This window comes from Xenorhabdus lircayensis (genome assembly GCF_016306625.1).
Taxonomy (GTDB): Bacteria; Pseudomonadota; Gammaproteobacteria; order Enterobacterales; family Enterobacteriaceae; genus Xenorhabdus; species Xenorhabdus lircayensis.
Genome location: NZ_JACOII010000026.1, coordinates 51,130 through 73,521 on the forward strand (window position 1 = coordinate 51,130; position 22,392 = coordinate 73,521).

Sequence of the window (22,392 nt, forward strand, 5' to 3'; positions counted from 1 at the left end):
AAACATATCCCTGATTAAAAAATTAATTTAAAAATCAATAAAAACAAAGAGATAAATAAAACGATCATTTCTATATCATTATTATTTAACAAGTTAATTTTCGTTGAATTATTTCCAAAAACATCATCCATCACTCCAGTTGCATACTAGAAAAAAACATCAATTTTTTATTAATCATTCTAAATAAGGGGTTGTCAGTGTATTACAGTATGTTAGGGTATATGTTGGCAGAAATAGTATTGGAGCAATCAAAGACAATATATCATCGACCACAGGAAAATATTTATTTCATGGCTATTAAACTTGAAGTTAAAAACCTTTATAAAATATTTGGCGATAATCCTGAACCGGCATTTAAGTTATTAGGATCGGGTCTCAGTAAAGAGCAAATATTTGAAAAAACAGGGCTAACCGTCGGCGTGCAAGATGCCAATCTGGCCATTGAAGAAGGCGAAATATTTGTGATCATGGGGTTATCTGGTTCAGGTAAATCCACGCTAGTACGTCTTCTCAATCGTCTGATAGAACCGACCAAAGGTCAGGTACTCATCGATGGCGAAGATATTTCCACTATTTCAGAAATCCAGTTACGGAGTGTTCGCCGCAGTAAAATCAGCATGGTTTTCCAGTCATTTGCGCTCATGCCACATTTGAATATTTTGGAGAACACTGCGTTTGGGATGGAACTTGCGGGTATTTCCAAAGAAGTGCGCCATCAAAAAGCACTTGAAACTCTGAAACAAGTGAATCTGGAACATTACGCCCTATCATATCCCAATGAACTTTCCGGTGGCATGCAACAACGAATTGGATTAGCCAGAGCACTCTCCAATGATCCCGACATTCTATTAATGGATGAAGCTTTCTCTGCTCTCGATCCTCTAATCCGCACTGAAATGCAAGATGAACTACTGCGTCTACAAGGAGAACATCAACGTACCATTGTTTTTATTTCCCACGACTTAGATGAAGCAATGCGTATTGGCGATCACATTGCCATCATGCAGGGCGGCATTGTTGTTCAGGTGGGCACACCTGATGATATCCTGAATAATCCGGCTAATAATTATGTCAGGACATTCTTCCGCGGCGTGGATATCAGCCATGTCTTCTCAGCAAAAGATATTGCCCGCCGTCGACCAGAATCTCTGCTCCATGTCGCCGCAGGTTTTGGCCCTCGTTCTGCCCTGAAAGTGCTGGATAATGAGGATAGAAGCTATGGATATTTGATTGAAAAGGGTCAGAAGTTTATTGGTGTGGTATCTGTCAACTCCCTGCAACAAGCGCTAGCAGAAAGAAAATCTATTGAACATGCCATATTGGAAGAACCAATTGCCGTCTCAGCTGATATACCACTGAATGAATTGATATCCACCGTGGCACAATCTCCCTGTGCTATTCCTGTCGTGGGTGATAATGGCCGTTACTTAGGTGTTATTTCCAAAGGAATTCTGTTACAGGCTTTAGATAAGGAAGCACCCAATGAGCAATAATCTTCCACAATCAGGCTCTGATTCGGCAACCGCCAGTGATCTCTGGATGGATAGTGCCACCACCTCTCCATCATCAAATTATGATTGGCTAAATACACCGACAACCGATATCCCACCAGAACACTTTAATATCATGTCTCCTTTTCAGCAAAAGCTGATTCCATTTGATTCATGGATGACCAATATTGTTGATTGGGTTGTCGTGCATTTCCGGCCTGTGTTTCAAATAATCCGTGTCCCCGTAGATTTTATCCTCAATGGCTTTGAACAGTTCCTCACCACAATGCCTGCCCCCATCACTATTCTATTTTTTGCATTACTGGCATGGCAACTTGCCGGATCTGGAATGGGATTAATCTCCTTTATTTCACTGATCCTGATCGGTGCGATTGGAGCATGGTCAGAAGCCATGATAACAATGGCATTGGTGCTCACCGCTCTACTGTTCTGTATTCTGATTGGGCTGCCTCTCGGGATCTGGTTAGCCCGCAATGATCGAAGCGCCAAAATTGTTCGTCCCTTGCTGGACGCCATGCAGACCACACCCGCTTTTGTTTATCTAGTCCCGATCGTGATGTTATTCGGCATCGGTAATGTGCCTGGCGTCATGGTCACGATCATTTTTGCTTTACCCCCCATTATTCGCCTGACAATTCTGGGGATTAAACAAGTTCCATCTGATTTGATTGAGGCCGCTAGATCATTTGGCGCAAGCCCGCGGCAGATGTTATTCAAAGTGCAGCTTCCTCTGGCCATGCCCACGATTATGGCAGGTGTGAACCAAACATTGATGTTGGCACTTTCCATGGTTGTCATTGCCTCTATGATCGCTGTTGGCGGTTTGGGGCAGATGGTCCTACGTGGTATTGGTCGTCTTGATATAGGCTTGGCATCTGTTGGTGGCGCAGGAATCGTCATTCTTGCCATTATCCTTGATCGTCTAACTCAATCGCTGGGAAACAACAAGCGAACCAGAGGAGGCCACTGGTATCACTCTGGGCCAATAGGGGTACTTATCCTGCTTTTATCCCTAGTAGTAAGACAAAAAACCTCTCATCAAAATGAAAACGATACCCATCACAACAATACCCAAGAAACGATATCCGATCAGACACATAACGGAGGAGATAATCATGCAAATAATCGTCTTATGCAAAAAGATCATGAATAAGGGGATGATTTTCGGAGTAGCCCTATCAGCATTCATGAGCTTTCCCTCATCTGCTACTGAACTTCCGGGCAAGGGCATCAGCGTACTACCACTCCAAAGTACAATCAGCGAAGAAACATTCCAGACATTGATTGTCTGCAAGGCATTAGAAAAACTCGGCTATGACGTCAAACCAATCAAAGAGGTCGATTATAACGTCGCCTATACTTCCATTGCTTCCGGTGATGCCACATTTATGGCCGTCAATTGGGAGCCGCTTCATGACGCCCAATACAAAGCTGCGGGAGGTGATGAAATATTCTATCGCAAGGGAAAATATGTCGAAGGTGCGGTTCAAGGGTATCTCATCGATAAAAAAACGGCAGAAAAATACCAAATCACCAATATTGCCCAACTCAAAGATCCTAAACTTGCCAAGCTGTTTGACAGCAATGGAGATGGCAAAGCAGATTTAACCGGCTGTAATCCTGGGTGGGGATGTGAAAAAGCAATTAACCACCAGTTAAAATCTTATGGGTTGAAAAATACTGTGGAACACAACCAAGGAAATTACGCTGCCATGATGGCTGATACCATCGCCCGTTATCAGGAAGGCAAACCTATTTTCTATTATACTTGGACGCCTTACTGGGTCAGCGATGTGCTGAAACCCGGTAAAGATGTAATCTGGCTTCAAGTGTCCTTCTCTACTCTCGGCGATGACGAGACAATTGATACCCAATTGTCCAATGGACATAACTATGGCTTCCCACCCAATACTATGCACATCGTGGCAAACAAAACATGGGCAGAAAAGAATCCCGCTGCTGCAACACTTTTTGCTGTCATGAGATTACCTGTTGATGATATTAATGCGCAAAATCAGCTTATGCACAATGCTAAAATTTCTGAAGCGGATATTGAACGTCATGCTGAAGGCTGGATCAAAGCACATCAGAAAACCGTAGACAGCTGGCTCAGAACTGCCAGAAAAGCAGCTCATCAAAGCATAGACTAACCTTTCACTTACCCTATATACATAGCCTAGCCGTGAAAATATTAACAAAAATTCACGGCTTTCTACCTTCCTAGCCCCAGCCCCCACCAAACCCTTTGTTCTTAATGATATTAATTAAATAATTTAGACATTTCATATTTTCACTTTCCTCATATTTTGTTAATGTTGTTTTATCTATTAATAAAAAAACAAAATGCTCCATGCAAACACCTGATAAATCTGCACCTGATATACCAATATCTGATGCATCGCTACCCAAAATGCCTCCGCCAAACAAGGTTTCTTCATTTAAAGAAGGTATTGTTGATAGTCTTCCTATTGCCATTGGCTATATTCCCATCTCTTTTGCATTTGGCCTCAGCGCAGTCAAACTGGGATTTACTCCCTTAGAAGCTATATTTTTTTCCTGCATCATTTATGCAGGAGCCAGTCAGTTTGTCATCACCGCCTTACTTAGCGCCGGCATGTCATTGTGGGTTTCTGCCTTAACCGTGATGGCGATGGATATCCGCCATATCCTGTATGGCCCAGCCTTACGCTATCGCATTAAACAAACTTTATCGAAAAAGAAAACCGCGATTTGGGCTTTTAGCCTGACAGATGAAGTTTTTGCCGCAGCAACAACTAAACTGATTAAAGACCAGCGTAGTTGGAGTGAAAACTGGATGGTCGCCATTGCCATATGTTCTTGGCTCTCTTGGGTATTCGGTACCGTGGCAGGAACGATATTAGGCAATGGTTATCTGGATTCATACCCAGCCGTTGAAGCCGCAATGACGTTTATGCTTCCGGCTCTGTTCTTAAGCTTTTTATTAGCGTCTTTCAAAAAACAAAACACCTACTGTGTTACTGCTGCCTTATTGGGAGCCCTGATAGGTATTACATTTTTTTCAATACCCATTGCCATTCTTGCAGGAATTATGGGCGGATGTTTAGCCGCACTTCTGCCAGCGAAAAACACACAGTTGAATAACAATACATCACATGATTGATAATAAAATACTCTTTATCGGCCTTGTTGTGGGCGCGGCTAATTTTTTATTCCGCTATCTTCCTCTGCGTTTGGATGCCAATCGCTTACCTTCTGGAAAAGCGGGAAAAATGGGAATCATACTCGACAGCATTGGTATTGCATCGATTTGCTCACTTCTCATCGTTTCAAGCATTCCTGACGTGATGAAAGAGCACCCTAAAATTTTTCCCAGCCTAATCGGGTGCCTGACTATCTGTTTGTTCTTCTATAAAACACGAAGCATCATCATTGCAACACTATCTGGTGCTGCTGTTTTTGGAATAATATTCAAGGTATTTATGAATTAGGTATCAATATTTAAAGAAATATGATGATAATAAATAACTATAATTGCTAAATTTAGCTTTTAATATAGTATTTGTATGGTTTTTAACAGAAGTTACTTTACCGGTTGAAACTAATAAGGTATCTAAACAATGGAAAGTTCATTCACTCCCACAGAAGAGTTGCTTAATTGCCGTGTAGCACAGCAAAAAAGTTTACCCTATCAAGAGATATTACTCACTCGCTTATCGATGCATGTCCAGAGCAAAATTCTGGAAAATCGTAACAACATGCTGAAAGCACAAGGAATCAATGAAACCTTGTTTATGGCTCTGATGATTCTGGATACCAAAGAAAGTCGTAGTATTCAGCCATCAGAACTCAGTGCAGCATTAGGCTCTTCCCGTACAAATGCAACCCGAATTGCAGATGAATTAGAAAAGCAAGGCTGGATAGAGAGAAAGGAGAGCCATAACGATCGTCGCTGTCTCCATCTTCATTTAACAGATAAAGGTTCAAGTTTCTTGAATAGTTTACTCCCGCCGCAACATGAGTGCCTGATTAAACTTTGGTCTGTTCTTGAGCAGGAAGAGCAAAAACAGTTAGAGAAATTGATGAGAAAAGTATTGAATCGATTAGATAACATCGGAGATTGTTTCAACAAGTGATTGTTTCTTACCCTAGGCAGTTTTGAGTCAAGAAAACATGTTATGGCAACATGACCTAAAAAAACTTTTCTGCTAGCCAGTATCATCAGATACTTCATATGGCTGACTATTATCTTCAGATAATATTTAAACCCATATCGTTCGCCCTTCCAGTAGTGTAAGCACTCACTACTGGAGGCGTGTTTTATCCAATAATTACCACATACAGCAAGCAATATAAGCTAAGAACAAATACGGAGATTCTCTATGAGTACTAGTGAGAAAACGCAACTTCCGTCGAGCGTAAAAAATAGTGATAAGAAACAACAGCGCCGAAATATCATCGTATTCCTGACGTTGATCTTCCTTATCCTTGGCGCGATTTATACCGTTTACTGGTTTCTCGTTTTACGTTCCCATCAAGAAACCGACAATGCCTATGTGACAGGCAATCAGGTACAAATCATGTCGCAAGTTGCGGGAAGCGTCATTACTGTCAATTCTGACAATACTGATTTTGTGAAAAGTGGTCATGCCTTAGTACAGCTCGATCTCCGTGACGCTGAATTGGCCTTTAAAAAAGCCGAAAATGAATTAGCCAACACTGTCCGAGCCACACATCAGCACATAATCGACAGCAAAAGATATCAAGCGGCCATTGAACTGAAAAAAATTGCGCTCAGAAAAGCCCAAAATGATCTCAGCCGGAGGGAAGTACTGGGTGCTAAGGATTTGATCGGTAAAGAAGAGTTACAGCATATACGCGAAACTGTTGCTACTGCTCAAGCAGATCTGGATGTCGCAATAGCTCAATACAAAAGTAACCAAGCCATTATCCTAGATACCCCGCTGGAAAAACAACCTGCTGTCGAAAAAGCAGCCTCTGGTGTTCGTGATGCCTGGCTCGCCTTACAGAGAACCAAAATTGTCAGTCCTGTTGATGGTTATGTTGCGCGCCGTAGTGTTCAAGTGGGTTCCCGTATCAATTCAGGAACACCATTGATGGCGATCGTGCCGGCCAACAATATGTGGATTGAGGCCAATTTCAAAGAAACTCAACTCGCAAACATGCGTATCGGGCAACCCGCCAAAATTATCAGCGATTTCTATGGTGATGATGTTGTTTATACTGGCAAAGTCGCAGGTATTGATATGGGAACCGGTAGTGCCTTTTCTCTATTACCAGCACAAAATGCCACTGGTAACTGGATTAAGATTGTTCAGCGTCTGTCAGTCCGTATTGACCTTGATCCTGAACAATTAAAACAACATCCCCTGCGGATTGGATTATCAACAAAAGTCACAGTCGATACAGCAAACACCGATGGAATTGCGCTGGCAACCACTGAACGTCCCTACCCTGCCTATCACACAAATGCTCTGACGATAGATATGGTTCCTGCCAACAAAATAGTTACTGACATCATTAATAGTAACTCAGGAAACCAGATTTAAGGGGGGATTATGGTAACAAGAGAACCACTTACAGGCGCGAAACGGGCTCTTCTGACCATTTCACTTGCAATGGCGACTTTTATGCTCGTTCTCGATTCTACCATTGCCAACGTCGCCATACCTACGATTGCAGGTAATCTAGGTTCTTCAATCTCACAGGGAACATGGGTTATCACCTCCTTTGGTGTCGCAAACGCAATCGCTATTCCAATTACTGGTTGGCTGGCAAAACGTATTGGTGAAGTCAAACTGTTCCTCTGGTCTACCGCGATTTTTACTCTTGCATCTTGGCTATGTGGCATTTCCAATAGTCTCGGTATGCTGATTTTCTTCCGTATTATCCAAGGCGTGGCCGCAGGCCCCGTACTTCCCCTCTGTCAAAGTTTGTTGCTAAATAACTATCCACCTGCCAAGCGAAACATGGCACTGGCGCTTTGGTCGGTAGTGATCGTTGTTGCCCCCATTTGTGGGCCTATCCTCGGAGGATATATCAGTGACAATTATCACTGGGGATGGATTTTCTTCATTAACATCCCCCTTGGTATCGCGATTATCTTTGCCGTAATGCAAATATTGCGCGGTCGGGAAACAAAAACAGAAATCACTCCGATTGATATTGTTGGATTGTTTCTACTGGTGGCCGGCATAGGTTGTCTACAAATTATGCTCGACCAAGGTAAGGAACTTGACTGGTTTAACTCCACCGAGATTATTGTCTTTACTATTATTGCTGTTATTGCGCTCACTTTCTTAATTATATGGGAACTGACTGACGATCACCCGATTATCGATTTGTCACTGTTTAAAGAACGCAATTTTTCTATTGGAACGCTAAGTATCAGCCTCTCCTACATGCTGTACTTCGGTTCGATTATCTTGCTGCCGCAACTATTGCAAGAAGTTTTCGGCTATACCGCAACTTGGGCTGGCTTCGCAGCGGCACCTGTAGGATTGATGCCATTGTTACTATCCCCAATCATTGGTAAGTTTGGGCATAAAATAGATATGCGCTATATAGTGACATGCAGTTTCATCACTTATACTGCCTGTTTCTATTGGCGGGCATATACCTTTGAGCCAGGCATGAGTTTCGCTACCGCAGCATGGCCTCAATTTGTTCAGGGGTTTGCCATGGCGTGTTTCTTTATGCCGCTGACAACCATTACGTTGTCGGGGCTAGCACCAGAACGAATGGCTTCGGCTTCTAGCCTGTCAAATTTTACCCGTATATTGTCAGGTTCAATCGGGACATCCATCACAACCACCATGTGGACACAACGTGAAGCTCTGCACCATTCCAACTTCGCAGAGTACATCAATCCATACAATCCTAACTATCAGCAAATTCACCATCAACTGGCTCAATTAGGTATGAATGACGGGCAGATTTCAGCTTATCTGGCGAAACAGATCACCCATCAAGGCTTAATTATCTCTGCCAATGAAATATTTTGGCTCTCCGCAGGTGTGTTTCTGGTACTGACATTATTGGTCTGGTTGGCAAAACCGCCCTTTTCTGCCGGAGGTAAAAACCAAGGAGGATCGCATTAAATTTATTGCATTTACCGGTAGTAACGGGAGCATTTGCTCCCGTTATGATAAATTTCGAGGGTAGTCCTCCAACATTCTCCCGATTTACCCTGTTCTGATGGGCAATATAGGACAAAAAGAAAACCTCACTTTTGACAGTGAGGTTTAATCATTTCAGATAAAAGAAATTTTTTAATTAGATCATATTTGCAAAGCGATTAGCAAACTGAGCAATTGGGTTAAGCAGATTATCTGCAAACTTTAAACTCTGGGAAGGGTCAGATAAATCGAGCATCTGACGATTGTTGGCAATTTGCAGACGATTCAAGCAACAGCGCTTAATTTCTGGTGTAAACAGTTCATAACGCTCAAATTGCTGGCTAAATTCCGGATGCTGAGATTGATAATCCAAAATACAATCCGCCACGGCCTGCCAAAATTGTTCCTGCGCATATCCTGCCTGTTCATCAAGGATAGCCGCCAGATAGCGAAAAACTCCATCGAAAACATCAGATAAAATAGTCAATGTTTTCATCTCTTCCGGCATGTTAACTTTCACTCGGCTAGCTTTTTCTGGCAACTCGGCATCAGGGTTTATCACCAGAATTTCTTCTGCCAAATCTTTCATAAAGATATATTGTGGAATATGGTTTTCCAGCACCATAATAATGTTTTCCCCATGTGGCATAAACATCAAATCGTAAGCGTACAGGCAATGCAGCAATGGCACAAAATAGCAACTCAGATAGCGGTGTATCCATTCCTCAACCTGCAACCCCGACGCAGATATCAACGCAGGTAAAAACGCTTTGCCATATTGGTCATGATGCAATAACGCGGCCATCGTCATGAGCTTTTGGTTAGGCTCAATCAATTGCAATGGATTTTCCCTCCACAATGCCGCCATCATTTTCTTATAAGGAGTATCCCCCTGAATAGCTTGCTCATAATAACTATTTCTGAAACCCATGCTGGCGACTTCCCGCAAAATCCGGAAACCATAGCTTTGTAAAACTTCATCCTTTTGCACCAAATCAAACAGCCAATCATTAATGCCGGGCGTTGTCGCCATATAATAAGGCGATAAACCTCGCATAAATCCCATATTAAGGATGGAGAGCGCCACTTTTACATAATAACGCTGAGGATGACTGCGATTAAACAGGGTTCGTATTGATTGCTGCGCCTGATAGACATCAGTTCCCTTGCCCAAATACACCAATTTCCGACTGGCAAGGTCATGAGCAAATACAGAAGGCAATTTATTTTGCCATTGCCACGGATGGAAAGGCATGAACAAATACTCTTCAGGGTTAAGCCCCAAGAGGATGAGCTGATGGTTAAACTTGGCAACCGCAGCTAGCCCCAATTCTTGTTCCAACAATTGTTGGTAACTGAGTTGTTCAATGCAGGCAAAATGCGCTTTGCTCTTATGCGCAGCCAACCACACCAAACGCATATCAGAGGCGGATTCAGGGCTAAAATTCTGGAAGTCTTCCGCATCAAAGCCGATACGCCCATTGTTAGCGACAAAAATGGGATGTCCTTCCATCATTTCTGCTTCTATCGTCTGAAAATCGGCATTGACCAGATCTTCCACATTGATGCCGTCGCGGTGATACTTAAATGCACTGCTATGTAATGTGCTGGTCAGCTCTTCCAGATAAGTCGGCATCACGCTATCACTGATGCTCAATTGCTTTTTGAATTCAATGACAAAATGGATAAGATCCAGCTCAACCCAGTCACCTGCCTGCATTTTGCGTAGTGAGTCAGCATCAATCAACCAGTGATCCAATGCCAGCCGACGCGCCCGAAAGTGGTAATTAACGGAATATTCATGATTATCTAAACGATAACCGTGATAGCCCTCTTGATCGATTTTTTCCGTCAATTGTTCAGGAGCCAATAGACATTCATGGGCAAATTCCGAAATGGCTTTCCTCAAATGCAACTGATTAACTTTCTGCCAAATAGCCGGATGCAAGTGGCTGACAAAGGGATGATTTTGATTGGTCAGTTTCGATAATACGTCTGTCTGCAATGCCATTTGATGCTGCTCCCTTGTGCAAAATGCCAGCCCTGCGGTTTTGTGTGGCAACTGTACCGTTCTTTCGTAAACAAACCCCGCCCGCAAGTTAAGACGATGAATTTTTTTATTCCGTATATCCGGTTCAACCACAATTCGGTTGATAGCAGGATCGCTGAAAATGAACGCAATTACTGCTTGGAAAACGCCCCAAGTGAATTGCCTTATTTTCTGTTCTGACGGAGCAACGAGAATATGCATTCCCATGTCATCCGGGCAAGCTGGATAATATTTCCCTATCAGATCCGCTTGAGCGCGATAGCATTCCAACAAAAAAGCAGGTTGCCTTTGATATGTTCCGATAAAGACTGAATCAGGCTCGCGAATGAGCAGGTCTTGATAAAAATAGCCTACCTGCTGTGCAGTCTGCCCTTGCATTCCCCAGTAGTAGGCATGGTCTTGATTCACCCAATGAGTAATAACCGCAATATCGTCAGCCAAAATCAGCGGACGCAAGGAAAATGTTCCCAACTCAGAAAACGTTTTTTCAAATAATACAGTCGCAACAGTAGACATCAGAAAACCTCTTCGCCAGCAACACCAAATTGTTGGAACGCAATGCTTTTCTCTATTACATAATGTTCGGTTCCCGTGATTTCCTGAATCAGACGGGAATTACGGTAGCTCGCCATTCCCAAATCAGGTGTCACAAAACCGTGGGTATGAAGCTCAACATTCTGTACAAAAATTTCCTTGTTATGATCGATGCTGTAATTACGCTGAACATCATAACGCCCCTGCTTATCCCAGCGGATCAGGTGCTGTATGCCTTCGATAAAGCCAGGAATTTGATATTGATAGCCCGTAGCAAGCACCACGCCTTCAGTTGCCAGAGAAAACGCGGTTTCCTGCTCTTGCTGAAATAGATCCAGTACCAATTTCTCTGCTGCTCCCTGTTCTTTTGCTATGTGACGTACTTGCCGTAATTCGCTATTGGTGTACAACGCAACATCCAATTCTCCACTCAATCGCTTGGAGTACATCAAATCGAAAATTTTATTGATGAGTGAGCTGTTAATGCCTTTATAAAGCGATTTTTGCGTACGATTCAGTGCGTCACGCTTGTTTTCTGCCAAGCCATAGAAGTAATCAACATATTCAGGTGACGTCATTTCCAGTGTTAGCTTGGTATATTCAAGGGGGAAAAAGCGCGGAGAACGCGTTACCCAATTGAGTTGATAACCGTGGATATCGACGTCCTCAAGCAAATCGTAAAAAATTTCTGCGGCACTTTGCCCACTCCCCAGCACAGTGATGGATTTCTTCTGCTGTAAAGCGACTTTATTTTTTAAATAATTCCCCGATGTCACCATCTGCTTGGTAAAGGGTCTGCAACATTTTGGGATATAAGAGGAAGGCCCAGTTCCCAATACCAATTTTTTGCAGGAAAATTGGTGCTTCTCCCCCGTCAGTGTATCTGAGCAGAACAAGGTATAACGCGAGGAAGCTGCATCATAAGTAATATTCTCAACTCGCGTATTAAAACGCAGGTTGGATAATTGTTCCGCTGCCCACTGGCAGTATTGGTTATATTCTTTACGCATCAGGAAAAAGCTTTCCCGAATATAGAATGAGTAAATACGGCCTTTTTGCTTGATATAGTTGAGAAAGCTCAATGGATGAGTAGGAGATGCCAATGTGACTAAATCCGCCATAAACGGTGTCTGCATGGTGGAATTCTCCAACATCATGCCCGGATGCCAGTCAAAGGCGGGTTTTTGGTCAATAAACAGGCTGCTGACTTCTTGTATCGGTTGAGCCAAACAAGCTAATCCCAGATTAAATGGGCCGATTCCAATCGCGATAAAATCATAAATCTTGGTCGTCATAATCACTCCTAATAAATGCGACTTACTTGGGAAATAACGATTATTGTTTTCTGGTGAATTCATCGCCGGAATACACAACCCCCCAAGAATTCAATGGACTATCTAGATTTATACTTAAAAATAATAGCGATAGTTCATTGGTTAATATTTCACTAAACGGTTTATCGGTCTGCTGTAATGTTCTATTTATCTTAACAATAGTCTCATCTGCGTTTTCTAAATAACGCCCTACATTATTCCCATTAAATAAATGTTGATAAAAACAGCTATTTTCTAAATATCCATTCCCCATTAAAAGTGTTGTTTTAGTCAACGATTCGGCAATAGATTGAGCTTTGTCAGGCATTATATATCCTTAACCTTTATATATAAATTATCTGAAACACTTGCTCGACATTATTTTTAAAAATAGAAAATAACTTCATTATCTAATGAAGTTAATGAAATGCAATATCGTCAATCCATGATGATTTTTTGTTTTTTTAATAAATAGATAAATTTAATTTCTACTATTTACGCTGTAGATTCCAACGGACAATCGTGACAATTCCCCACTCCTGGTAGTTTATTTCTCTGGCAGCAACAACGACGCTGTATGGTATTGTTTTTTATAATCACTGTGCGATAAAGCGGGTTATCCCTACCATCTGGGAGCTTTTGTTCAAAGAAAAGATGCTGTATTAATACATCGTATTGCTCTGCATCCATTCTTTCCTTAAAATTATTTAAGTACCAATGTATGATATAACCAATATTATTCCACAATAAGCGTCCATTTATACCTCGATAGGATTCAATTTTCTCACATACAGGAATAATATGCCGCTCCAGCATAGTATGATAACGCTCCAACAAGGATGTTGATTCGTCTATCCATGTTAACTGGTAATAAACAATATTTGGCCTACCCGTTTCATGAAAATCCACTTGAAAAAGATTATAATCTGTATCAACAGCCTGAGGATATTCCAACAACATTAACATCATTGGCGGAATAATTAAACCAAAATACCATTGCGCCCATAAAGAATAAAGCCCTTTCTGGTTTGGTTTTAATTCATTGTTACTATAATATGAATCTTGGTAGTTTTTCATCAATAATGAAAATTCTTCTTCATTTGACCATTGATAAAACCTCATGCTTTCTGATGGTATCTTCTCTGCATTTATTTTCATTGATGAATTAAAATGGCTAAATGCACTATCAAATAAATTTGTAATATCTTCAATAGATATTTCAGATACCCATTTAATGGAATCGTGATTATTTTTATTTTTCATTCCACACTCTCCTATTATCTATTACCAACCCTAAAATGCCACGCATTATTCATTGATTTTATATTTAGGGATAATCAATGGTTTGTTAGATTCAGGATCACAAATAATCCGGCATGCCAAACCAAATACATCCGCAATATTCTGTACTGTCACTATCTCCTCCGGGACGCCTTCAGCATAAACCTGCCCCTCTTTCATCATGACCAGGCGCGAGGCATAACGCAGAGCCAGATTGATATCATGCAAAACCAGCACCAGTGTTTTACCTTGCCGATGCAAGCTCTGACAAAGATCAAGTAATTCAATCTGGTGAGAAATATCCAAATAAGTGGTTGGTTCATCCAACAGAATAATCGGGGTCTGCTGTGCCAATGTCATGGCAAACCAAGCACGTTGACGCTGACCTCCTGACAATTCACTCACCAATTTCTGCGATATGTCCCATAAATCCACTGCCTTCAATGCCTCATCGACCACACACTCATCTTCTGCCGACCATTGACGAAGGAAAGATTGATAGGGATAACGTCCACGGGAAACCAGATCATAGATTGTCAGTGCCTCAGTGACAGCAGCCCCTTGTGTCAGTAATGACAGCTCGCGTGCGACCGCTTTAGGCTTATGGCGGTGAATATTGGCTCCATCCAGCAGAACTTCGCCATTTTGAGGCTGCATACTGCGACTGATAGCACGCAACAGTGTCGATTTACCACATCCGTTCGGGCCAATAATGACACTGAATTCACCATCGTGAATAGCAAGGTTCACTCCGTTAATAATGGTTCTTTTACCGTATGCCAGTGATAGATCATGGGCTTTCAGCCGTGAAGTGACCACTGAGGAATAAGCATCCGATGACATTATCGCGTTCTCCTTAATTCAGCATACAGTAAATACATCAAATAGACTCCACCAACCACGGCCGTAATCACACCCACCGGCAAACGGGCTGAAGTAGGTAATATCAACGTAATTAAATCGGAAACCAGCATCAGCAAAGCCCCTACCAATGCGGTACAAAATAGTGCAGAACCCTTATTCCGTACCAACCGTCGAGCAATTTGCGGGGCAGACAAAGCAATGAACGCAACTGGCCCTACAACCAATACCGACATGGTGGCAAACGTCACTGCCAGTAATACGCTGGCAATCTGAATAAGGCGCACAGGTACGCCAAGTGTATTGGCAATATCATCGCCAAAATGGGTGTAGTTCAATTGCCTCCCCAGCCAAAACAAAACAGGAATGAAAATCACCATTCCACTGATCAGTGCTACATTTTGCCAGCTTTGACTGGCAAGGCTGCCTCTTAGTAATGATTTCAGTTGCTGAGCCTGCTCAAGACGAATATTTGAGGAAGCAAAATCGACAAATGCCATGCACAGTGCAGCGATCGCAATTCCCGAAATAATGATCTTGTTAGCCTGCATGTTTCCAATGCCTGCACCATTACCGAGATAGACCAACAATACAGCAAGGGTAGCACCTAATAATGCTCCCAATGGAACAGGTAACACATTAGGCCAAACAACCATCGCCACCACGATACCCACTGCCGCCCCACCGTTAACTCCGATGATATCCGGGCTGCCAAGTGCATTACGGGTCGTAAGCTGAAAAAGGGAACCAGAAAGTGCCAATGTCATGCCCGCGCCGATTGCCACTAACGCTCTCGGTAAGCGGATATCCATGAGGATAAATTCTTGATAAGACGTTTCCGTCAGCAGAAAGGGATTATCCATACCTTCTCTGCCCAATGCTAAAGACAGGTAAAAGAATACGATAAGCAGTAGTAACACGGAAAAAATCACCCTGCTCACCGGCCATGAAGGTACGATCAAAACTGCATTTCCCAGCTTGAATGTTTTAATTTTTGGCTGTCTAACCGACGAATGAATTAATGTCATAGTTTATTCTGCTATCATTTTTGGTGAGCGGCTTTTTGCGACCAGATAAAGTAGAGGCGCACCAATACTCGCCGTAATAATACCAACCATGATTTCTTCTGGTGCTATCAGCGATCGAGCAACGACATCCGATATCAGCAGCAAGCAAGAGCCGGTAAACAGGCAGTAAGGCAACAGCCAGCGAAAATCACTGCCAACTAATGCTCGCATCAAGTGGGGTGCTGCCAGACCCACAAACGCAATCGGGCCAGCCATTGCCGTCGCGGAAGCCGCCAGCATTGTAGCGCTCAGTAAGGACAATATTCGGGTTCGGGCAACGTTGATCCCCAGTGAACCTGCGATCCCTTCGCCAAAGACCATCACATTCAGGGAAGCACTCAAGGAAAGCGCCAATACCACAGCCACCAGCAAATAAGGAATCAACAAGCTGGCTTCACTTAATGACATGGCACTTAATGAACCAATCGTCCAGAAACGATAGCTATCCATTACCTGTGGGTTCAGCAGTGTAATGCCTTGCACAAGCGCAAATAGGCAGATATTGATGGAGGCTCCCGTCAACACCAACCGAGTCGGATTGGTATTACGTGACCCACCACTGAGCAGGTAGAATAAAAGCGTAGACAGGCTTGCGCCAATAAACGCTGTCCAGAACCGTGGCATGCCGTCCAAAACAGGAATGAAAGAGAAACAGACCACAGTAGCTGCCGCTCCTGCATTTACGCCCAGTAAACCGGGATCGCCCAGTGGATTGCGCAATAATCCCTGTGTTACTGCTCCCGCTAAAGCCAATGCTGCACCAGCCATTAAACCAATCAGTGTGCGCGGCTCACGGGCATTGATAACTAAATCGTAATAACTGCCACTATCCCCTGACCAATAATGTTGCCAGACCGCTGACAATGGCAGGGGTTTTGAACCCAGACTTAAACTAGCAGCAATGCAAACACAGGTCAGTACGACCATGAACACCAGCCCCAAAATAAGGACAGTTCGCCGTTTAGGGTTCATCATGTTTTGCTATCTCCTGCTTCAGCAATTCCCGCTTCAATAACGGCATAAATCTTGGTAATCCCCAGCGTAGGCTAAGTGACGAACCATAGGACATGGACATCACAATTGACTGATCGGTCAACGGAATATATCCGCCTTGTCGAACAGACCGGATCGAGCGAAATAAAGGCTGGGATTCTGTCTCCTTACGCTCTTTTTCGCTGGTATACCACGTAACCAGAATGTCTGCTCCATTCAGCAAATCAGCGTTTTCCAAACCGATATTAGCGGCAAAACTGCCGAAAGGCGCGGTTAAGGTGTCAGCCAACGGCAACAAGGACAAACCAATATGTACCAACGTATCAACACGGGGATCGTTTTTGACGTAAATTGATAAAGTATTACCGGTCGTTCCCGCTTTAATATAAGCAAAATGATAACGTGCAAGATTGGGGATGGAACTACCCGCCTGAGTCAGCAAGCTATCCAGTTCAATAATGAGCTTTTCACCCTGTTCTGTTTTATCCAGCGCGCGCGCCACCAGCGCAATTTGTTGTCGTGGTGTTGCCTGCCATGGTTTTTCCGGGTAAGCAACCACGGGTACAAAATGGGTTAAGTGCTCGTAATTTTCCCGTGTAATACCTGATTGTGTAGCCAGAATTAAATCCGGTTTCAGATTGATGATCTTTTCAACATCCAATTCAGGGTACATTTCGATAATGGCGGGCAACTTTTCGCCACGCCGTTCTATCTCTTCCCTGAACCACGGCAAATATCCCTCTGCATCGCCGCCCCAACGATGTGACTCAATGCCAACAGGAATAATGCCCAGCTCCAATAGAATATCTTCAGTACCCGTTCCCAACGCCACAATCCGTTGCGGTAGTTGGTTAATCACCGCCGTGCCCAGCGCGGTAGTGATTGTTTTAGGATAACCAGCGGTGCCCGCGGGTAAATGTTTTGGCGTTGTCGGTTTATCGCAACCTACCAACAAACTTGCCAGCAGTATCAACGGTACGGCGACCAGCATTTTGCAACGTTTCAGTACTATTCGTGTCAGTACTATTCGTGTCAGTACCATTACTTACGACCTTTTACAGCTTGTTGTTTAAATGGATAAAAATACATCGTCGCCGTCCGTGATCTTAGTTAGAACTTGTAACGCAGTGTTGCTTCGACATTACGTGGAGCACCGTAGTAGTACTGGGTATAGCTACCAAACGAGGTGTAGTATTTCTTGTCGAACAGGTTATTCAGGTTCACTGTCAGAGAGAGATCTGGTGTGAATTGATAACGTCCCATCAGGTTAACCGTGGCAAAGCTGCCTTGACCATCTTGGCGTTTTTTCCCATCAGGCCCTGTAAACTCCTGCCATGTTTTGTCCTGCCAGTTAACACCACCACCCAACGTCAAATCATCCATCACACCCGGTAAGGTATAAGTTGTAAACAATTTAAATAAACGATTTGGGTGATCCGTATTAGTACGCTTACCACCTGGCATTGTAGTGCGGAATTGGGTGTAACCCACAAAAATGCGCCAGTCATCCGTAATCTGGCCGCTGACTTCAGCTTCAAAACCACGGGTTTTTATGCCATTGATTGCATAATAAACTCTGGCATTCTTTGGTATTTCAGGGGCTTTCGGTTTTCCAGAATTATCGTCAACCGTGTAATTATTCTGACGGATCTCGAAAACTGCCAATGAATAATCAAGACCGTTATCTAAGGCAACACCTTTCAGACCCAGCTCATAGTTTTCACCGGAGACAGGTTTAAGGAGTTGGTTATTACGGTCAATGCGGCTTTCTGGATCAAAAATTTTGGTATAACTGCCATAAACGGAGAAATCCGGTGTGATGTTGTAGACCAATCCACCATATGGCACAACTTCATGTTTATAGTCGGCATTTTGCGGTGTACCAAAATTATCACCACGGGTTTTCCAACTGGTGACACGTCCGCCGAGAATCAATGTCACAGGATCTGCCAAAGAAAGCTGAGTGACGGCATAACCTGCGGTTTGTTCAATATAGCCATGAGATCCGCTATCTCTCATTTTATTCCACGTTGGCTCTGGGTAACCCCATGAAGGCTGAGTAAAATCACCTATTGGAAAATCTGAACAATTACGTGACTTCATACATGGAGCCCAGTAATAATCATTCTGGAAATTTTGCTTTTGATAGTTCAAGCCAAAGCTAGCGTGATGCGAGCGACCAAGGAGTCCATAATTACCATTGACCTGTAAATCAAAGTTACGCTGACGGCGAGAACCATCAATCAACGTCATATTACCCGGATACATTCCCTCGTTAGTTGCACGATTAGGGAACCCTGTCGCCCACAGTACTTTTTGATCAAGGGTGTTATTATCATAGGTAAAGGTGCCTTTAACGCTCCAGCCATTATCGAAGTTGTGTTGCAAGCTGGTAAAGGTCGAGAACGAGCGAACTTTGGAGAATGCCCAATCAGGCGCATAACTGTTACTACGTTTGTAATCGGTTTTGCTGCCATCTTTAAAATAAATTGGCAAACCACCAAACATCCCCCCACGGGTATGGTTGATTTGATAATCAGCACCGATGGTCAACAAGGTATTTTCTGTCAGATCTGCTTCAAGAATGCCGTAAAAAGGATATCTCTCATGTTTATCACGATCAATAAACGAGTTGGAACGCTCATAAGCGGTGACAAAACGCCCTCTGACTGTACCGTTTTCATTTAATGGGCCTGACAGATCAAGGCCAGTTCGCCATTTATCCCAAGACCCACCACCCAATGTGACTTCACCACGAAAATCTCTGGTTGGACGTTTACGGATCACGTTAACTGCTGCTGATGGTGTGCCCGGCCCCACCATCAACCCCGCCGCACCACGAACCACTTCAAGACGATCAAGAATGGCAGTATCCAGCAGGTTATCACCATAGTTAAAGCGAATGTCATAAAAAGTCGGTACACCATCACGCAGCATATTCCTGACTGTCATCCCTCTTGAAGAAAAAGTAAAACGATCGCTGTCAGCCTGACGGACTGTCATACCTGTGATGCTGTCGATGGCACTCTTAACGCTATCCAGATTTTCATCCACCATGCGCTGTTTGGTCATCACGCTGACGCTTTGTGGTGTCTCGCGTGCAGATAGGTTCAACCCCGTCGATGTCACCATTGAGGAGGTGTTATACATGCCCGTGTCTTCCGTTACACCTTCATGCCCCGCTGGTGCGGCCGTTACGATAATTTTATCGTTTTTGCCCTGTGCTTCTTCTGCCATCGCCATACTGTTTCCCGCCATAATCAGCGGGATCATCAGAGAAAGCACGGTTTTCTTGGTTAAATGATTCGGTTGCAAAATTGGATTTATCACTCTATTCATCCCGTTACCAAAATGATTTCTTGTTATGTTTACCTTGATGTTTCCATCACTCGTCTGTCTCAACAGTGACAGCGTATTTTTCGCGCAAAGCGTGAAGCGGGTTCACTAACGTTCCAGCAAATTTCAGGTTCTTCTCACGATCATCAAGATCGATCATCTGTTGGTTATTTGCCATTTGCAGACGATTCAGACAGGTACGCACAAAATCATGCTTAAATAGATCATATTTGCGGAATTTCTCTATCTGATGCAGATGCTGTGATTGATAACTGTAAACACAGTGGGCAACCAATTCCCAAAAACGCACCTCTGGCAATGCGAGATGTTTTTGCAACAACGGGATCAAATAGCGGAAGAAGCAATCAAAAATATCGAGGAAAATATAATTGATTTTCATCTCATCCTTGATGGTGACATGTAGGAAATTAATCTCTTCAGGAAGTTGAAGATCGCCATTCAAAATAGCAATTTCTTCACCAATGTCTTTCATCAGCATTTTTACCGGTACATTGTTTTCCAGTACCAGCATCAGGTTTTCGCCATGTGGCATAAAGACCAAATCGTAGGTGAAGAAAGAGCGTAGCAATGGAGAAAGGTAAGCATCCAGATAGCGTGCTACCCAATCTTCAGCGGATAGACCTGAATCCTGAACCAAAGCAGCAACCACCGCATTGCCTTCTCGGTCAATATGCAACAGTGAGGCCATAGTCATCAGGCGCTGGTTCTCTTTCAGAATCGTCATTGGGCTTTCACGCCACAATGCGGACAGCATTTTTTTGTGCGGATTATCTTTCTTGATGGCTGATTCAAAGTAGTGGTTGAAATAACCTATCGCAGCTCGCTCCCTCAATATAGTGAATCCCTTTTTCTGAAAGAACGCATCAGCTTCAACCAAGTTGTTAAGCCATTCATTGATTTGTGGCGTCGTCACCATACTATGTGGATCCAATCCACGCATAAATCCCATGTTGAGGACTGATAGCGCAGTTTTCACATAGTTTTTCTCAGGCTGGCTAATATTAAAAAATGTGCGGATAGATTGTTGAGCCAAATAGCGATCATGGCCTTCACCAAGATAAATAATTTCTTGTTTGGCAATATCCGCTGCAAAACTAATGGCGATTCGGTGTTTCCATTGCCAGGGATGTAAGGGCATCAGGTAATAATCTGACAGGTTTAATCCCAATGACTGCATTTGCCGTTCAAACTGGGCAAGCAAATATTTTTCCAATTCTTCTGCCACTAACTGTGAGTAAGAAAGCGAAGACAGTGCAGAGAAAACCGCTTTATTCCGATGTACAGCAATCCAAATTAATGTCACTGGATGGGCGCTTTCTGGCGCATAATCCAAATAATCATCGGCATCAAAACCAATGCGGCCATTATTAGCGATAAAGACAGGATGCCCTTCGCTCATCGATGTTTCTACCGTCTGATAATCTGCTTGAACCAAATCCTGTGCAGTCAGTCGATTATTTTGATATTTAAAGGAATGACCATAAAGCGTGCTGGATATTTCATCGAGATAAATTGGCAGTAGCTTCTCAGAAATATCCAGTAATGGCCGTAATTCAATAATCAACTCAATGGCATCTAAACGTTGCGGTTGGTTATGACCGCATTTGGATATTGACGCAGCATCAATATCCAAATGATCAAGCTGGTAGGCTTGTGCTTGAAAATGGTATTGAAATTTATCGATTTCAATGGAGTAGGATTGTCCTTCTTCATGATGTACTGGTTTGATGAGTTTCTCGTGGCAAAGTTCGCGCAATATTTTTGCTACGAGATGCTGATTGGCATGTAACCAATTTTCCCTAGTTAAATGGGAGGTTTGATGATTCAAATTAGTATTCAACGAACGCATTAAATAAAGCCCTTCATTCATATTCTGCACACACCTGCTTGCATGTATAAACATGACTGACAGGGTGATACATTTCTATATAAATTTCTGGATATCACTATCCAATCAGTGGGTATTAATTCTGGCTCACTAAATTTATGGTCTTTCTTTTTTTGCTTTCACAAATGATAATTAAAATCATTACTATTAACAACCATAAAAAAGTAAATTATTCCGTAAAATCGGCCTGAGCGTTTAATAGAAGTGATCTAATAATGGAAAAACAATAAATGACATGAATTTTATGTGTGTTATTTAAAATCCCTATTAATTATAAAAGTGCAAATAAAGTGATTTACAATTAAAATAATAACAAATGTTTTTATTTAATTTGGCAAAACATTTTTTATCATTGAAATAAAAGCAGACTCATTAGAGTTGGAGATAAAATAAAGGCTCTGACTAAACAGCCAGAGCCT

At 42.8% G+C, this 22,392-nt stretch carries 19 protein-coding genes; 8 read left to right on the plus strand and 11 right to left on the minus strand.

Features of this window, described 5'->3' with window-relative positions; genetic code table 11:
* The first annotated feature begins 290 nt into the window (after window positions 1-290).
* The 3 genes from proV to proX are packed head-to-tail and all read left to right on the plus strand — an operon-like array spanning window position 291 to window position 3,661.
* Complete coding sequence (gene proV / locus H8A87_RS06540) at window positions 291-1,493, plus strand: glycine betaine/L-proline ABC transporter ATP-binding protein ProV (protein WP_198689176.1); 1,203 nt, start codon at window positions 291-293, stop codon at window positions 1,491-1,493.
* The gene (proW, locus tag H8A87_RS06545; protein WP_198689177.1) at window positions 1,483-2,664 is read left to right on the plus strand and encodes a glycine betaine/L-proline ABC transporter permease ProW; all 1,182 of its coding nucleotides are present in this window, start codon (window positions 1,483-1,485) and stop codon (window positions 2,662-2,664) included. The genes proV and proW overlap by 11 nt, the downstream gene beginning before the upstream one ends.
* The gene (gene proX / locus H8A87_RS06550) at window positions 2,657-3,661 is read left to right on the plus strand and encodes a glycine betaine/L-proline ABC transporter substrate-binding protein ProX (RefSeq protein WP_198689198.1); all 1,005 of its coding nucleotides are present in this window, start codon (window positions 2,657-2,659) and stop codon (window positions 3,659-3,661) included. The genes proW and proX overlap by 8 nt, the downstream gene beginning before the upstream one ends.
* A 70-nt stretch (window positions 3,662-3,731) precedes the next feature.
* On the opposite strand, the gene H8A87_RS06555 is transcribed toward proX, so the two are convergent.
* A complete protein-coding gene (locus tag H8A87_RS06555) occupies window positions 3,732-3,920 on the minus strand; it encodes a hypothetical protein (protein WP_198689201.1) in 189 nt (62 codons plus the stop codon).
* Between the two features lies 1 nt (window position 3,921).
* Between H8A87_RS06555 and H8A87_RS06560 the strand changes: the two genes are divergently transcribed.
* The 5 genes from H8A87_RS06560 (at window position 3,922) to emrB (ending at window position 8,611) form a co-directional block, all read left to right on the plus strand.
* Window positions 3,922-4,653, plus strand: coding sequence for an AzlC family ABC transporter permease (locus H8A87_RS06560; protein WP_232370115.1), 732 nt, complete (start codon window positions 3,922-3,924; stop codon window positions 4,651-4,653).
* The gene (gene ygaH, locus H8A87_RS06565) at window positions 4,646-4,981 is read left to right on the plus strand and encodes an L-valine transporter subunit YgaH (protein ID WP_198689179.1); all 336 of its coding nucleotides are present in this window, start codon (window positions 4,646-4,648) and stop codon (window positions 4,979-4,981) included. The genes H8A87_RS06560 and ygaH overlap by 8 nt, the downstream gene beginning before the upstream one ends.
* 129 nt (window positions 4,982-5,110) lie before the next feature.
* Window positions 5,111-5,626 carry a transcriptional repressor MprA gene (mprA, locus tag H8A87_RS06570; RefSeq protein WP_198689180.1) on the plus strand — a complete coding sequence of 172 codons (516 nt, stop codon included), beginning with the start codon at window positions 5,111-5,113 and terminating at the stop codon, window positions 5,624-5,626.
* A 246-nt stretch (window positions 5,627-5,872) separates the two neighbouring features.
* Window positions 5,873-7,060, plus strand: a complete 1,188-nt coding sequence (gene emrA, locus H8A87_RS06575; RefSeq protein ID WP_198689181.1) for a multidrug efflux MFS transporter periplasmic adaptor subunit EmrA — start codon at window positions 5,873-5,875, stop codon at window positions 7,058-7,060.
* A gap of 9 nt (window positions 7,061-7,069) precedes the next feature.
* Window positions 7,070-8,611, plus strand: coding sequence for a multidrug efflux MFS transporter permease subunit EmrB (gene emrB, locus H8A87_RS06580; protein ID WP_198689182.1), 1,542 nt, complete (start codon window positions 7,070-7,072; stop codon window positions 8,609-8,611).
* A 175-nt stretch (window positions 8,612-8,786) separates the two neighbouring features.
* Here emrB and H8A87_RS06585 read toward each other — a convergent pair whose 3' ends face one another.
* From H8A87_RS06585 to H8A87_RS06630, 10 genes are all read right to left on the minus strand, one after another.
* Window positions 8,787-11,195 carry a GNAT family N-acetyltransferase gene (locus H8A87_RS06585; protein ID WP_198689183.1) on the minus strand — a complete coding sequence of 803 codons (2,409 nt, stop codon included), beginning with the start codon at window positions 11,193-11,195 and terminating at the stop codon, window positions 8,787-8,789.
* The gene (locus tag H8A87_RS06590) at window positions 11,195-12,508 is read right to left on the minus strand and encodes a lysine N(6)-hydroxylase/L-ornithine N(5)-oxygenase family protein (RefSeq protein ID WP_198689184.1); all 1,314 of its coding nucleotides are present in this window, start codon (window positions 12,506-12,508) and stop codon (window positions 11,195-11,197) included. Before H8A87_RS06590 ends, H8A87_RS06585 begins: the two co-directional genes overlap by 1 nt.
* 40 nt (window positions 12,509-12,548) lie before the next feature.
* On the minus strand, window positions 12,549-12,854 hold the full coding sequence (locus tag H8A87_RS06595; RefSeq protein ID WP_198689185.1) for a hypothetical protein: 306 nt from the start codon (window positions 12,852-12,854) through the stop codon (window positions 12,549-12,551).
* A 167-nt stretch (window positions 12,855-13,021) separates the two neighbouring features.
* On the minus strand, window positions 13,022-13,789 hold the full coding sequence (gene fhuF, locus H8A87_RS06600) for a siderophore-iron reductase FhuF (protein WP_198689186.1): 768 nt from the start codon (window positions 13,787-13,789) through the stop codon (window positions 13,022-13,024).
* Between the two features lie 45 nt (window positions 13,790-13,834).
* Entirely contained in the window at window positions 13,835-14,650 is an 816-nt protein-coding gene (locus H8A87_RS06605; RefSeq protein WP_198689187.1) for an ABC transporter ATP-binding protein, read from the minus strand.
* Complete coding sequence (locus H8A87_RS06610) at window positions 14,650-15,696, minus strand: FecCD family ABC transporter permease (protein WP_198689188.1); 1,047 nt, start codon at window positions 15,694-15,696, stop codon at window positions 14,650-14,652. The genes H8A87_RS06605 and H8A87_RS06610 overlap by 1 nt, the downstream gene beginning before the upstream one ends.
* A 3-nt stretch (window positions 15,697-15,699) precedes the next feature.
* Window positions 15,700-16,710: a FecCD family ABC transporter permease gene (locus tag H8A87_RS06615; protein WP_198689189.1), complete on the minus strand. Its 1,011-nt coding sequence runs from the start codon at window positions 16,708-16,710 to the stop codon at window positions 15,700-15,702.
* On the minus strand, window positions 16,697-17,770 hold the full coding sequence (locus H8A87_RS06620) for an iron-siderophore ABC transporter substrate-binding protein (RefSeq protein ID WP_232370116.1): 1,074 nt from the start codon (window positions 17,768-17,770) through the stop codon (window positions 16,697-16,699). Before H8A87_RS06620 ends, H8A87_RS06615 begins: the two co-directional genes overlap by 14 nt.
* A 68-nt stretch (window positions 17,771-17,838) precedes the next feature.
* Complete coding sequence (locus H8A87_RS06625) at window positions 17,839-20,001, minus strand: TonB-dependent siderophore receptor (RefSeq protein ID WP_408646871.1); 2,163 nt, start codon at window positions 19,999-20,001, stop codon at window positions 17,839-17,841.
* A gap of 112 nt (window positions 20,002-20,113) precedes the next feature.
* Window positions 20,114-21,934 (minus strand): IucA/IucC family protein, encoded by a 1,821-nt coding sequence (locus H8A87_RS06630; protein WP_198689200.1) that lies wholly within the window; start codon window positions 21,932-21,934, stop codon window positions 20,114-20,116.
* Between the last annotated feature and the right edge of the window lie 458 nt (window positions 21,935-22,392).